13 protein-coding genes are annotated in these 14,481 nt (G+C 66.1%); 10 read left to right on the top strand and 3 right to left on the bottom strand.

From position 1 onward, the window contains the following. Positions 1–551: 551 nt before the first annotated feature. Positions 552–1,820, bottom strand: a complete 1,269-nt coding sequence (locus tag QZM35_RS37445; RefSeq protein ID WP_301777764.1) for an SGNH/GDSL hydrolase family protein — start codon at positions 1,818–1,820, stop codon at positions 552–554. 199 nt (positions 1,821–2,019) lie between these two features. Between QZM35_RS37445 and paaA the strand changes: the two genes are divergently transcribed. The 8 genes from paaA to QZM35_RS37405 all read left to right on the top strand — a co-directional run bounded on the left by paaA (position 2,020) and on the right by QZM35_RS37405 (position 8,307). Then, positions 2,020–3,018, top strand: coding sequence for a 1,2-phenylacetyl-CoA epoxidase subunit PaaA (gene paaA, locus QZM35_RS37440; RefSeq protein WP_069246920.1), 999 nt, complete (start codon positions 2,020–2,022; stop codon positions 3,016–3,018). Between the two features lie 47 nt (positions 3,019–3,065). Further along, on the top strand, positions 3,066–3,350 hold the full coding sequence (paaB, locus tag QZM35_RS37435; RefSeq protein ID WP_010092957.1) for a 1,2-phenylacetyl-CoA epoxidase subunit PaaB: 285 nt from the start codon (positions 3,066–3,068) through the stop codon (positions 3,348–3,350). A gap of 10 nt (positions 3,351–3,360) precedes the next feature. Further along, positions 3,361–4,164 carry a 1,2-phenylacetyl-CoA epoxidase subunit PaaC gene (paaC, locus tag QZM35_RS37430; protein ID WP_089430479.1) on the top strand — a complete coding sequence of 268 codons (804 nt, stop codon included), beginning with the start codon at positions 3,361–3,363 and terminating at the stop codon, positions 4,162–4,164. 32 nt (positions 4,165–4,196) lie between these two features. Then, on the top strand, positions 4,197–4,757 hold the full coding sequence (gene paaD / locus QZM35_RS37425) for a 1,2-phenylacetyl-CoA epoxidase subunit PaaD (RefSeq protein ID WP_301777763.1): 561 nt from the start codon (positions 4,197–4,199) through the stop codon (positions 4,755–4,757). A gap of 5 nt (positions 4,758–4,762) precedes the next feature. Continuing rightward, positions 4,763–5,851 carry a 1,2-phenylacetyl-CoA epoxidase subunit PaaE gene (gene paaE, locus QZM35_RS37420; RefSeq protein ID WP_089424282.1) on the top strand — a complete coding sequence of 363 codons (1,089 nt, stop codon included), beginning with the start codon at positions 4,763–4,765 and terminating at the stop codon, positions 5,849–5,851. A 128-nt stretch (positions 5,852–5,979) separates the two neighbouring features. Next, on the top strand, positions 5,980–6,804 hold the full coding sequence (locus QZM35_RS37415; RefSeq protein WP_301777762.1) for a DUF1835 domain-containing protein: 825 nt from the start codon (positions 5,980–5,982) through the stop codon (positions 6,802–6,804). A gap of 16 nt (positions 6,805–6,820) precedes the next feature. Next, positions 6,821–7,426: a TetR/AcrR family transcriptional regulator gene (locus QZM35_RS37410; RefSeq protein ID WP_006482923.1), complete on the top strand. Its 606-nt coding sequence runs from the start codon at positions 6,821–6,823 to the stop codon at positions 7,424–7,426. Between the two features lie 233 nt (positions 7,427–7,659). After that, the gene (locus tag QZM35_RS37405; protein ID WP_039366876.1) at positions 7,660–8,307 is read left to right on the top strand and encodes a GNAT family N-acetyltransferase; all 648 of its coding nucleotides are present in this window, start codon (positions 7,660–7,662) and stop codon (positions 8,305–8,307) included. A gap of 60 nt (positions 8,308–8,367) precedes the next feature. Here QZM35_RS37405 and QZM35_RS37400 read toward each other — a convergent pair whose 3' ends face one another. Then, entirely contained in the window at positions 8,368–8,892 is a 525-nt protein-coding gene (locus QZM35_RS37400; RefSeq protein WP_011655746.1) for an Lrp/AsnC family transcriptional regulator, read from the bottom strand. Between the two features lie 212 nt (positions 8,893–9,104). Here QZM35_RS37400 and hppD point away from each other — a divergent pair, with 212 nt between their 5' ends. Beyond that, a complete protein-coding gene (gene hppD / locus QZM35_RS37395; RefSeq protein ID WP_089424279.1) occupies positions 9,105–10,202 on the top strand; it encodes a 4-hydroxyphenylpyruvate dioxygenase in 1,098 nt (365 codons plus the stop codon). 132 nt (positions 10,203–10,334) lie between these two features. Here the strand turns inward: hppD and QZM35_RS37390 are convergent, their stop codons facing one another. After that, on the bottom strand, positions 10,335–10,529 hold the full coding sequence (locus QZM35_RS37390; protein WP_301777761.1) for a hypothetical protein: 195 nt from the start codon (positions 10,527–10,529) through the stop codon (positions 10,335–10,337). Between the two features lie 331 nt (positions 10,530–10,860). On the opposite strand from QZM35_RS37390, the gene QZM35_RS37385 reads away from it, so the two are divergent. Then, a complete protein-coding gene (locus QZM35_RS37385; RefSeq protein WP_301777760.1) occupies positions 10,861–14,451 on the top strand; it encodes an indolepyruvate ferredoxin oxidoreductase family protein in 3,591 nt (1,196 codons plus the stop codon). The last annotated feature ends 30 nt before the right edge of the window (positions 14,452–14,481 follow it).

The following is a 14,481-nucleotide window of genomic DNA, read 5'->3' as shown; positions in this document are numbered from 1 at the left end:
TTCGGTTCAGTTAAGAACCGGTCGCTCACTCAAAGCTGACAGGAATATGAATCACTTCATAAACCTGACTTACTTTAGTGTGAGACTCTTGATACTTTCGCTATCTGATCCGAGGATCAGCTCGCTTCCATCAAGCGCCCACACTTATCGGCTGTTAATTTTTAAAGAGCATTCTGCGAGGAACTTCGTGTTTCCCGGCAGCGCTGCGTTTTCAGCAGCAGAGAAGCGAGATTATGAACCGTGTTTCGCAGTTCGTCAACAACTTTTTACACTACATCGTTGCGACTGCGGGGTTCAACTTCCAGGCCAGCTGCGCGCTTCAGACTCCAGCACACCACCCGCCTTGCTTTCCTCTCCCGCGCCGCGTTTCCGTTAGCGCGAAAGAGGCGTGATTCTAAGCACCCGCCCCCGTCTACGCAAGCCCCTTTGTGAAAATATTTTGAAAAAGCCCCCGTGCGCTGGCGCGCACGGGGGCTTCGGGCTCGACGGGCCAAGTGGTGTCGCTGACCTACGCGTCGCCGGCAACCCTTCCCTCTATATATAGGAGCGCGTCACTTGCCGACCACCGCAGCCTGCAGTTGCTCGACCGGCACCGCGTCGGCCATCGCGGCGTAACCGGCATCGCTCGGATGAATGCCGTCACCGCTATCGTATCGACGCTGCAGCACGCTCGGGTGTGCCGGATCGCGCAGCACAGCATCAAAGTCGACCACACCGTCGAACCCGCCACCGCTCCGGATCCACCGGTTCACCTCAAGGCGGATCGTCTCGCGCCCCGCCGGCAGCCCGGCCGGCGTCAGCGTCGCGCCGAAGACCTTCACGCCCTGGCGGTGCGCCGCTTCAATCAGCCGACGGTAGCCGTCGATCAAAGATACGGCCGTGACCTGCGTATGCGGGTGGTCACAATCGAGCCCCGCACGCGGCGGCATCGCGGCGAAGTTGATGTCGTTGATCCCGATCAGCACGATCGCCGCCTTCACCCCCGCGCGCGACAGTGCATCACGCTCGAACCGCGACGCCAGCGACGTGCCGTAACACGCCGAATCGCTGAGCAGCCGGTTTCCGCTGATACCAAGATTCGTGACGCCGATCGACTCCGCGCCGGAAGCGGTCAGCCGACGCGCCAGCGCGTCCGGCCAGCGGCGATTCCGGTTCACGCTCGAGCGCAGTCCGTCGGTGATCGAATCGCCGATCGCCGCTACGCTCGCGCGCGCTGAACCGGCCTCGACCGCGAGCTCGCTCACCCATGCGTATTGGGTAAAACGGGTGCGGAACGCGGCGGCGCCCGGATCACTCACATGGTCACCCGGTGCAGACACGTAATTGAACTGGTTCGACACGCGGTGCCAGACCGTCATCCGCTGGTTCGCCCCCATCTGGAGGCTGATCGCATACGGCCACCCGGCCGCCACATCGATCGCCACCGGATCGCTTTCGAGTTCCTGGCCCGGCGCAAGCGTCACCGACGCCTTGCCGCCGAACCGGACCGGCGCCGCCGCACCAGCAAGCGCCGCCCCTTCGCCGGCGCGCGCGAGGCTCGCCGCTTCGACGACCAGCGGCGCATGTCCGTAGGCATTGCTGACGCGGATCCGCGCGGCACGCCCCGACACCGTCGGATAGACGATCTGGCGCACGGCCCGTCCGGACACGTCGGGTGCGCGATAGAGCGGCGGCGGTGCGGCAAGGTCGGGGATCGGCTGCAGCGCGGTCGCCCACGCCGCCACCCATCCAGCCGGCGCGGCCGAGGCCGATGCCACGAGCGGCGAGACAAAGACGGCGGCACCCAGCACGGCCGCGGCGATACTGCTTCGAAATGACATCGGCAAAATCCTCGTCGGAAAGCGGGCATTGTGCCGCAGAAGACGCGAACCCCACGCGCCGGATCGCCGTCACGCCGTCCGATCGCGCCCCGACGTCGCTCGTTTACCCGAGTCTCGCCGCAAATCCGCAAGAAATTTATTAACCGACCGGTCGGTTGGTTTATACTTCGCACACATTCACCCGGACGAGAGCCTCGCCATGTACACGCAATCCCTCGACATCCCCGGCAACGTCGCGCCGCTCGATGCCGCAGCCGAGTCGCCCGAGCAGGCGCGGTTCGATGCGGTCATGGCCGCCGACGGCAAGATCGAACCTCAGGACTGGATGCCCGATGCCTATCGCAAGACGCTGGTTCGCCAGATCTCGCAGCACGCGCACTCGGAAGTCGTGGGCATGCTGCCCGAAGGCAACTGGATCTCGCGCGCGCCGAGCCTGAAGCGCAAGGCGATCCTGCTCGCGAAGGTCCAGGACGAAGCCGGCCACGGCCTCTATCTCTATAGCGCGGCCGAAACGCTCGGCGTGTCGCGCGATTCGCTGATCGACGCACTGCTCGCCGGCAAGGCGAAATACTCGAGCATCTTCAACTACCCGACACCCACCTGGGCCGACGTCGGCGTGATCGGCTGGCTCGTCGACGGCGCCGCGATCATGAACCAGATCCCGCTGTGCCGCTGCACGTATGGCCCGTACGCGCGCGCGATGATCCGCGTGTGCAAGGAAGAATCGTTCCACCAGCGCCAGGGCTTCGACGCGCTGCTGTCGATGATGAAGGGCACCGACGCGCAACGCGCGATGGTCCAGCAGGCCGTGAACCGCTGGTGGTGGCCGGTGCTGATGATGTTCGGCCCGAGCGACGCCGATTCGGTTCACAGCAACCAGTCCGCGAAATGGGGCATCAAGCGGATCTCGAACGACGATCTGCGGCAGAAGTTCGTCGACGCGACGGTCGACCAGGCGAAGGTGCTCGGCGTGACGCTGCCCGACCCCGACCTGAAGTGGAACGAGGCGCGCGGCCATCACGACTACGGCACGATCGACTGGGACGAATTCTGGCGCGTGGTCAACGGCGACGGCCCGTGCAACAAGGAACGCCTCGCGACCCGCGTGAAAGCGCACGAGGACGGCGCATGGGTGCGCGAAGCCGCACTCGCCCACGAAGCCAAGCGCCGCGCGCGCGCCGAACAGCACGCCGCCTGAGCGGCGGCACACCATCGAATTCAGGATTGAGGATTGAGGAGAAAGTGATGAACAAGGAATGGCCGATCTGGGAAGTGTTCGTGCGCAGCAAGCAGGGGCTCGATCACAAGCATTGCGGCAGCCTGCACGCCGCCGACGCGTCGATGGCGCTGCGCATGGCGCGCGACGTCTACACGCGCCGCCAGGAAGGCGTGAGCATCTGGGTGGTGCCGTCGTCGGCCATTACCGCGTCCGATCCGAACGAGAAGGCGGAGCTGTTCGAGCCGGCGGGCGACAAGATCTACCGCCACCCGACGTTCTACACGCTGCCCGACGAAGTCAACCACATGTAACGCCCGCGCCATGACGATCACGCCCGAACACCTCTCCTACGTGCTGCGCCTCGCGGACAACACGCTGATCCTCGGTCAGCGCAACGCCGAATGGTGCGGCCACGGCCCGATCCTCGAGGAAGACATCGCGCTCACCAACATGAGCCTCGACCTCATCGGCCAGGCGCGCATGCTGTACACGCACGCGGCCGAACTCGAGCGCCAGCTGACCGGCGCGACGAAGACCGAGGACGACTACGCGTACTTCCGCACCGAGCGCGAGTTCGCAAACTTCACGCTCGCCGAGCTGCCGCACTACGGCCCGATCGCCGGCACCGCGCACGCCGACAACGACTATGCGGTCACGATCGTGCGCAACTTCCTGTACTCGGCGCTGATGCTGCACGTTTGGACCGCACTCGAAACGTCGACCGACACGCAGCTCGCCGCGATCGCCGCGAAATCGGTGAAGGAAACCCGCTATCACGTGCAGCACGCACGCGAGTGGCTGGTTCGCCTCGGTGACGGCACCGACGAATCGCACCGCCGCGCGCAGAACGCGCTCGACTACCTGACGCCGTACACGCGCGAATTCTTCGCTGCCGATGCAATCGACGACGCGGTCGCCGCCGAGGGCATCGCCCCCGCGCCGGCCACGCTCGAAGCAGCGTGGCGCGCGGACGTGGATGATGCGCTCGCGGAAGCGACGCTCACGCTGCCGGCACCCGTGCAGCATGTGACGACCGGCAAGCAGGGCGAGCACTCGGAGCACATGGGCTACCTGCTCGCCGAAATGCAGAGCCTCGCACGCCAGCATCCCGGCGCGAGCTGGTAACCGGCCGCCCCCACGCCCAACGGAGCCCGACGATGTCCGTCCAGACCGCCCCCGCCAACGCCGTGCCCATCGCGCGCCACGCCGACCCGCTGCTCGCCCGTGCATGGGACGTGCTCGAAGCCGTGCCCGACCCCGAGATCCCGGTCGTGTCGATCCGCGAGCTCGGCATCCTGCGCGACGTCCGCCGCGCGGACGACGGCCAGCTCGAGGTCGTGATCACGCCGACCTACTCGGGCTGCCCGGCCATGTCGCAGATCGCGGAGGACATCGCCGCCGCGCTGCAGGCCGCGGACCTTCCGGCGCACCGGATCGAGACCGTGCTCGCGCCCGCGTGGACGACCGACTGGATCACGCAGGAAGCGCGCGACAAGCTGCTCGCGTACGGCATCGCGCCGCCGGTCGGCCAGTGCGGCACCGCCGCGTCGCGGGAAAACGTCGTGCGCTTCGTGCCGCGACCGGTCGCGGCACCCGCGTGCCCGCGCTGCGGCTCCGCCCGTACCGAGCGTCTCGCGCAATTCGCGTCCACGGCCTGCAAGGCGCTGTATCGCTGCGTCGACTGCCGCGAACCCTTCGACTACTTCAAACCTTATTAATCGATATGGCGACCCCGCAATTTCATCCGCTGCGTATCCGCGACGTGCGGCCCGAGACCGCCGACGCCGTCTCCGTCTCCTTCGATGTGCCGCCCGAACTGCGCGACGCGTACCGCTTCACGCAGGGCCAGTTCGTCACGCTGAAGACCCACATCGACGGCGAGGAAACGCGCCGCTCGTATTCGATCTGCGTCGGCACGACCGACTACGACCGTGACGGCGAACTGCGCATCGGCATCAAGCGGGTGCGCGGCGGCCGCTTCTCGAACTTCGCGTTCGACTCGCTCAAGCCGGGTCATACGATCGACGTGATGACGCCGGACGGCCGTTTCTTCACGCACCTGAACGCCGATCACGGCAAGCAGTACGTCGCGTTTTCCGGCGGCTCCGGCATCACGCCGGTGCTCGCGATCGTGAAGACGACGCTCGAACTCGAGCCGCGCAGCACGTTCACGCTGATCTACGGCAACCGCAGCGTCGACGCGATCATGTTCGCGGAGGAGCTCGAGGACCTGAAGAACCGCTACATGAACCGCTTCGTCCTCTATCACGTGCTGTCGGACGACCAGCAGGACGTCGCGCTGTTCAACGGCGTGCTCGACCAGGCGAAATGCGCGGAATTCCTCGATACGCTGATGCCGGCCGACGCGATCGACGAGGCGTTCATCTGCGGCCCCGCGCCGATGATGGATGCGGCCGAGGCCGCGCTGAAGGCGGCCGGCGTGCCTCAGGCGAAGGTGCACGTCGAGCGCTTCGGCACGCCGCTGCCGCAAGCCGGTGCGCCGGTCGTCGAAATCACCGACCAGACCCCGGCCGCCGACCTGGAAATCGTGCTCGACGGCAAGAAGCGCAAGCTGCGCCTGCCGTACGAAGGCGTGAGCCTGCTCGATATCGGCCTGCGCGCGGGCCTCGCGCTGCCGTACGCGTGCAAGGGCGGCGTGTGCTGCACGTGCCGCGCGAAGGTGCTCGAGGGCGAAGTGCGGATGGAGAAGAACTACACGCTCGAAGAACATGAAGTGAAGGACGGCTTCGTGCTCACGTGCCAGTGCCACCCGATCAGCGACAAGGTCGTCGTGAGCTACGACGAGCGTTGAGCGACGTCGCGTCGCGGCTCCGGGCGGTTTCTCGCCGTCACACATCTCGCTTACACTAGGGGCCGCCGGCCGGCTGGACATCGCAACGTCCGCCCGGCCGGCGGTTTTCTTTTGTTGACGACAGGCCGATGAGTACCATTCATGTGATTCAGGGCGGCACCGCCGCCGCGTCGCTGCGCGAGGCACTCGCGCAAGCCGGACGCGACGAGCGCGTCGTCGGATTGCTCGACGATCTCGGCGTCGGGCCGCTCAAGGGCGCCGACGAGACGCCCGACACGCGCGCCGCCTTCTGGCAGCGCGTGCTCGGCGAGCAGATTCCCGACTGGAACGCGGAGATCGAAGGCGAGTTCGCGCGCCTCGACCAGCTCGCGACGGATACCGGCCAGGTGGTGGTGTGGCATGCGCCGAGCGTCGGCGACAAGCTGCTGCTGCGCCGCGTCGCCTATCACCTGCGCAACGTCCCGCAACGCCTGAACGAAGTGCGGCTGTCGGCCGCCGATCTCGACTCGGCCCAGCGCGCGGCGCTGTCGCGCACCGACCAGGCGTGTGCGACCGGCATGTTCTCGCCGGCCGAGCTGGCGCGCAAGCGCCCGGTGGCCGCGCCGATCTCGGTGCTGCGCATCGGCCGCCTCGCACTCGAATGGCAGGAGGCGAAGCACCTGAACGCCGAGCTGCGCTACTGGGTCAGCAACACCATCAAGAGCGGCTACTATGAGGATCTCGACGCGTTGATCGTCGCGCGTGCGGAAGCCGACTGGCGGCCTGCGGCGCGCCTCGTCGGCAGCATCATGGCCGACGCCGACCGCGGCGGGCTGTTCGTCAGCGACTCGATCGCCTGGTGGCGCTGCCGCGAACTCGCGGCTGCCGGCCGGCTCGAACTGCAGGACGACGCGCCCGACGCCCTCTCTTCCACGCAGGTGCGCGCGGCCCGCACGGCCACCGCGCACCGCTAATCTTCCCCATTCGACCATGGCCCGTACCCGAGCGCCCGACCACGAATCCCAGCGCGAGCAGATCCTCGACCTGGCCGCCGAGAAATTCGCGCAGACGAGCTACCCGAGCACGTCGATGTCCGATCTCGCAACCGCGAGCGGCACGTCGAAGGCGCGCCTCTATCACTATTACGAGAGCAAGGAAGCGATCCTGTTCGACCTGCTCGACCGCTACACGAAACGGCTGATGTTGATCATCGCCGAGGTCGAAGGGGCGAGCCAGCGACGCGGGCTCAGCGAGCGCGACGCGTTCGCCGAGCTCGTGCGTGCGTTCCTCGCCGAGTACGAGACGTCGCACAGCCGGCACGTCGCGCTGCTCAACGACGTGAAGTATCTCGAGGACGCGCAGCGCGAAATCGTGCTCGACCGCCAGCGCGACATCGTCGCGGCGTTCACGCGACAGCTCGCACGCGCGTACCCGGACCGCATCTCGAAGGAAAACCAGACGTCCGTGACGATGATGGTGTTCGGGATGATCAACTGGACGTTCACATGGCTGAAGCCGGGCGGCCGCCTCGGCTACCGCGACTTCGCCGAGCAGGTGATCGACCTGATCGAACGCGGGCTGTCGACGGCCGCCTGATTGACGCGCAGCAGCATGCGTTGCGCGACGGGTACACTGCGGCTGCCCGCCGCGCATTTCATATGATGAATTTTAAATTCGCTTAAAATCAATAACTTACAGAATGAACTAAGCGGTTTTAGAATTTCCCCTCGGCACAAATAACGTCAAATACGGGTTTTCCCCAACCTCGCTCGGGTAAAATGCTGTTGCATTGCACAACCCGCTTGTGCACCCACACTGAGGAACCCACGATGAACACGCAATTCAACGGCCCTGCCGAAGTTGTCGGCACGGTCGGCAGTGCGCCGGTTCTCGTCAGGGAACTGGCTTCCAAAGACCGTGAGCAGATGCTCACCCACTTTCTCTCGCTCGACGAAGAGGACCGCCTGCTGCGCTTCGGCCAGATGGTGCCCGACCACGTGATCGAGAATTATGTCCGCACGATCGACTTCGGCCGCGACACCGTGTTCGGCGTGTTCGACCACGACCTCGAACTGATCGGCGTCGGCCACCTGGCCTACCTGCCGGCCGAGGGCGACAAGCGCACGGCCGAATTCGGCGTGTCGGTGCTCGAAAGCGCACGCGGCCGCGGCGTCGGCTCGAAGCTGTTCGAGCGCGCGGCGATCCGCAGCCGCAACACGCACGTGACGATGCTGTACATGCACTGCCTGTCGCGTAACGCGACGATGATGCATATCGCGAAGAAATCCGGGATGCGGATCGAGTACGCGTACGGCGAAGCCGATGCGTACCTGTCGCTGCCGCCGGCCGACCACTCGACGATCATCGCCGAGATGCTGCAGGAACAGGCCGCGGTGTTCGACTATGCGATGAAGCGCCAGGCGCGCCGCACCACGAAGTTCATCGAATCGCTGATGCCCGCCGCGCTGACGGCGTAATGTCGGCCAGCCGGGCCGCGCCTGCCGCGCGCCCGGCCCCCCTCCCTTCCCCGCCGCGCACTAGCGCACCGAACGAATCGGCAACGCCGTCGTCTCCTTGAAGCATTCGAGCGAAAAGCTCGTCTTCACGTCGATCACCGACGGGTGATGCAGCAGATGCTCCTGCACGAAGCGGGAGAAATGCGCCATGTCCTCGACCTGCACGCGCAGCAGGTAATCCATGTCCCCCGTCATCGCGTGGCACGCGACCACTTCCGGCCAGGTCTGCACGGCCGCACGAAACAGCTCCGCATGGGTCGCGCCTGCCCGCGCCGACGTTTCGTCGGCCCGCACCGGGGCCAGGCCGCCGCGCTTCTCGAGCCGCACGCTCACGTACGCGAGCAGGTCGAGCCCGAGCTTCTGCGGATCCAGCAGCGCGACATAACCGGTGATCACGCCGATCTCCTCGAGCCGCCGGATCCGCCGCAGGCACGGGCTCGGCGACAGGTTCACGCGCTCGGCGATCTCCTGGTTCGACAGGCGCCCGTTCTCCTGAAGAATCGCGAGAATCCGCCGGTCGATGGCATCCAATTCGGCTTGCGCCATCTTCTGCCCTCCAATGAATGATTTGAGACTGGAAATTGCGCCATCGTAGGTTCCGGTAATTAAGTTCGCAAGTTTACGCTCGCGACTGCCCGCTACACTTTGTCGCACGTACCGATGCGTCGCGCACGCCACCGCGTGTGCCACGTTCGACATCGAACCAGGCCGGGCCTGCGCACGTCGCCCCGGCCGATCGCCCCCACAGGAGACACGCCATGCAGATCCCGAACTGGGACAACCCCGTCGGCACCGACGGCTTCGAATTCATCGAATACACGGCACCGGACCCGAAAGCGCTCGGACAACTGTTCGAACGGATGGGTTTCACCGCGATCGCGCGCCACCGCCACAAGGATGTGACGGTGTACCGCCAGGGCGACATCAACTTCATCATCAACGCCGAACCCGATTCGTTCGCGCAACGCTTCGCGCGCCTGCATGGCCCGTCGATCTGCGCGATCGCGTTCCGCGTGCAGGATGCCGCGAAGGCGTACCAGCACGCGCTGGAACTCGGCGCATGGGGCTTCGACAACAAGACCGGCCCGATGGAGCTGAACATCCCGGCGATCAAGGGCATCGGCGATTCGCTGATCTACTTCGTCGACCGCTGGCGCGGCAAGAACGGCGCGCAACCGGGCGCCATCGGCGACATCAGCATCTATGACGTCGACTTCGAGCCGATCGCCGGCGCGAACCCGAATCCGGTCGGCCACGGCCTCACCTACATCGACCACCTGACGCACAACGTGCATCGCGGCCGCATGCAGGAATGGGCCGAGTTCTACGAGCGCCTGTTCAACTTCCGCGAAGTGCGCTACTTCGACATCGAAGGCAAGGTGACGGGCGTGAAGTCGAAGGCGATGACGTCGCCGTGCGGCAAGATCCGCATCCCGATCAACGAGGAAGGCTCGGATACGGCCGGCCAGATCCAGGAATACCTCGACGCGTATCACGGCGAAGGCATCCAGCACATCGCGCTCGGCGCCACCGACATCTACCAGGCGGTCGATGGCCTGCGCAGCAAGGAAGTGAAGCTGCTCGACACGATCGACACGTATTACGAACTGGTCGACCGCCGCGTGCCGAACCACGGCGAATCGCTGGACGAACTGAAGAAGCGCAAGATCCTGATCGACGGCGCACGCGACGACCTGCTGCTGCAGATCTTCACCGAAAACCAGATCGGGCCGATCTTCTTCGAGATCATCCAGCGCAAGGGCAACCAGGGCTTCGGCGAAGGCAACTTCAAGGCGCTGTTCGAATCGATCGAACTCGACCAGATCCGCCGCGGCGTCGTACAGGACAAGGCCTGACACATCCGGCGGGCGGCTGCTCGGGGCAACCCGGCGGCCCGCACGATCCGGCGGCGCAAAGAAAAAGGGCGGGAATCCGAGGATTCCCGCCCTTTTTGCATTCCGGCGCGGCCCGCAGGCCGCGCGAGCGGATCAACGCACGTTCGCCTTCGACTCGACGGCGCGCTCGGCCGACGGCTGCGCGACGGCGTCCTGGGCCGGCACGATCTGCTGCATCTGCGCGCCGGCTGCCGCCAGTGCGCTCGCGCCTCGCGCGTGCACCGGGCCGGTCATCGAGAAAAACGCGGCGGACACGATCAGGAAACTCTGGATATGACGTGTGTTCATTGCACCTCCTGTAAAACTGCCGGCGCCTCCCCGATTGCGTCGGAACAAGCCAACGCGGCCGGGCACCTCCGGCAGGCCGACAAGATTAACGGCGTTTGCACGAAGATGGGGCCGGCTTTACATGCTTTTACATGATGTAACGCATGGTTCCGCCCTGTTTTTTTTGACGCAGCGCCGCAATCCCCCGGCATTCCAACCGATGGGCGGCGGGTTTGCCCCAGTGCTACCATCGCTTAAAACCGGCCAATATGCCGGCCACTGCCGACGCGTCCACAAGACGCCCGAAGCAGTCGAGTTTTGGTGATCCCAAACTGGGTGGAGGAGACAGTTAATGAATGCCCCGCTAGACGCAGACCAACGCGCGTCGCTAGAAGCCGCGCTGAAGTCCGTCACGCTTGACGACAAATACACACTGGAGCGCGGTCGCGCGTACATGAGCGGCATCCAGGCCCTCGTGCGCCTGCCGATGCTGCAGCAGGAACGCGATCGCGCCGCCGGTCTCAATACCGCCGGCTTCATCTCCGGCTATCGTGGTTCGCCGCTCGGCGGCCTCGATCTGTCGCTCTGGAAAGCCAAGCAGCACCTGGCCGCCCACCAGATCGTCTTCCAGCCCGGCCTCAACGAAGATCTCGCCGCCACCGCCGTGTGGGGCTCGCAGCAGGTGAACCTGTACCCCGGCGCGAAGCACGACGGCGTGTTCGGCATGTGGTACGGCAAGGGCCCGGGCGTCGACCGCACGGGCGACGTATTCAAGCACGCAAACTCGGCCGGCTCGTCGCAGCATGGCGGCGTGCTGGTGCTCGCCGGCGACGACCACGCGGCGAAATCGTCGACGCTCGCGCACCAGTCCGAACACATCTTCAAGGCCTGCGGGCTGCCGGTGCTGTTCCCGTCCAACGTGCAGGAATATCTCGATTTCGGCCTGCACGGCTGGGCGATGAGCCGCTACTCGGGCCTGTGGGTCGCGCTCAAGTGCGTGACGGACGTCGTCGAATCGTCGGCATCGGTCGACATCGACCCGCATCGCACCGAGATCGTGCTGCCGACCGACTTCATCCTGCCGGAAGGCGGGCTGAACATCCGCTGGCCCGACCCGCCGCTCGTGCAGGAAGCGCGGCTGCTCGACTACAAGTGGTATGCGGCGCTCGCCTACGTGCGCGCGAACAAGCTCGACCGCATCGAGATCGATTCGCCGAGCGCGCGCTTCGGGATCATGACCGGCGGCAAGGCGTACCTCGACGTGCGCCAGGCGCTGACCGACCTCGGCCTCGACGACGAAACCTGCGCGCGGATCGGCATCCGGCTCTACAAGGTCGGCTGCGTGTGGCCGCTCGAAGCGCAGGGCGCGCAGGCGTTCGCGCGCGGGCTCGACGAAATCCTCGTCGTCGAGGAAAAGCGCCAGATCCTCGAATACGCGATCAAGGAAGAGCTGTACAACTGGCCCGATGGGCAACGTCCGCGCGTGTTCGGCAAGTTCGACGAGAAGGACGGCGCTGGCGGCGAATGGTCGGTGCCGATGGGCAACTGGCTGCTGCCCGCGCACTACGAGCTGTCGCCCGCGATCATCGCGAAGGCGATCGCGACGCGCCTCGAGAAGTTCGAGCTGCCGTCCGACGTGCGTGCGCGCATCGCCGCGCGCCTCGCCGTGATCAACGCGAAGGAAATGGCGCTCGCGAAGCCGCACGTGCAGACCGAGCGCAAGCCGTGGTTCTGCTCGGGCTGCCCGCACAACACGTCGACCAACGTGCCGGAAGGCTCGCGCGCGATCGCCGGCATCGGCTGCCACTACATGACCGTGTGGATGGACCGCAGCACGAGCACCTTCAGCCAGATGGGCGGCGAAGGCGTGCCGTGGATCGGCCAGGCACCGTTCACGGACGAGAAGCACGTGTTCGCGAACCTCGGCGACGGCACCTATTTCCACTCGGGCCTGCTGGCCGTGCGCGCGGCGATCTCGTCGAAGGCGAACATCACCTACAAGATCCTCTACAACGACGCGGTCGCGATGACGGGCGGCCAGCCGGTCGACGGCGTGCTGACGGTGCCGCAGATCACGCACCAGCTCGCGTCCGAAGGCGCGAAGAAGATCGTGATCGTCACCGACGAGCCGGAGAAGTACGACAGCCAGAAGGCGTTGCTCGCGCCGGGCGTGACGATCCATCACCGCGACCAGCTCGACGACGTGCAGCGCGAGCTGCGCGAGATCGAAGGCACGACGATCCTGATCTACGACCAGACCTGCGCGACCGAGAAACGCCGCCGCCGCAAACGCGGCACGTATCCGGACCCGGCCAAGCGCGTCGTGATCAACGACGCGGTGTGCGAGGGCTGCGGCGACTGCTCGGTGCAGTCGAACTGCCTGTCGGTCGAGCCGCTGGAAACCGAATTCGGCACGAAGCGCCAGATCAACCAGTCGAGCTGCAACAAGGACTTCTCGTGCGTGAAGGGCTTCTGCCCGAGCTTCGTCACGGTCGAGGGCGGCCAGTTGAAGAAGCCGAAGGCCGTGTCGGTCGACGGCAACGCACTGCCGCCGATCCCCGAACCGACGCTGCCGGACATCGACCGCGCATACGGCGTGCTCGTCACCGGCGTCGGCGGCACGGGCGTCGTCACGATCGGCGCGCTGCTCGGGATGGCCGCGCACCTGGAAAACAAGGGCGTGACCGTGCTCGACGTCACCGGCCTCGCGCAGAAGGGCGGCGCCGTGATGAGCCACGTGCAGATCTCGCACGCGCCGACCGACATCCACGCGACGCGGATCGCGATGGGCGAGGCCGACCTCGTGATCGGCTGCGACGCGATCGTCACGGCCGGCGACGAGTGCACGTCGCGCATGCGCCACGACACGACGCGCGTGGTCGTCAACAGCGCGCAGACGCCGACCGCCGAGTTCATCAAGAACCCGAACTGGGCGTTCCCGGGCCTGTCCGCCGAGAACGACATCCGCGCGGCGGCGGGCGAAGCCGTCGACTTCATCGACGCGAACCGCTTCGCGGTCGCGCTGCTCGGCGACGCGATCTACACGAACCCGTTCGTGCTCGGCTACGCGTGGCAAAAGGGCTGGCTGCCGCTCACGCTCGCGTCGCTCGTGCGCGCGATCGAACTGAACGCGGTATCGGTGGAGAAGAACCGCGCGGCCTTCGACTGGGGCCGCCGCGCCGCACACGACCTGGCGAGCGTGAAGCAGGCCGCGGCCGGCGACGCCCGCCCCGTGCAAGGCGCCACGGTGATTTCGCTGCACACGAAAAAGGCGGTCGACGCGCTGATCGCGAAGCGCGTGGAATTCCTCACCGCGTACCAGAATGCCGCGTACGCAGCACGCTATGCGGCGTTCGTCGACAAGGTGCGCGCGGCCGAGCGTGCGCTGGCGGACGGCGACACGGCGCAGGAGCAGCTGACCGAAGCGGTCGCGCGCAACCTGTTCAAGCTGATGGCGTACAAGGACGAATACGAGGTCGCGCGGCTGCAGTCCGATCCGGCATTCCTCGCGCGCCTGACCGCGCAGTTCGAAGGCGACTGGAAGCTGAAATTCCACCTCGCGCCGCCGCTGTTCGCGAAGACGGACGCCCACGGCCATCTCGTGAAGAAGGCGTACGGCCCGTGGATGATGTCGGCGTTCCGGCTGCTTGCGAAAGCGAAGTTCCTGCGCGGCACGGGGCTCGACCCGTTCGGCCGTACCGACGAGCGTCGCACCGAACGCGCGCTGATCGGCGAGTACGAAGCGCTGATCGGCGAGGTGCTCGCCAAGCTGAACGCGGCCAACCGCCCGCTCGCCGTCGAGCTCGCGGCGCTGCCGGACGGCATTCGCGGCTATGGCCACGTGAAGGAGAACAACCTGCGCGCGGTACGTGTGAAATGGGACACGCTGCTCGCGAAGTGGCGTTCGCCGGCCGGCGGCCAGTCGCACCAGCAGGTCGCGTAACGACGCGCGGCGGGCATTCGCGGCCGGATG

Source organism: Burkholderia sp. AU45274 (genome assembly GCF_030482505.1).
Taxonomy (GTDB): domain Bacteria; phylum Pseudomonadota; class Gammaproteobacteria; order Burkholderiales; family Burkholderiaceae; genus Burkholderia.
The sequence above is the reverse complement of the archived record's forward strand: the minus strand, read 5'-3'. Positions and strand labels throughout refer to the sequence as shown.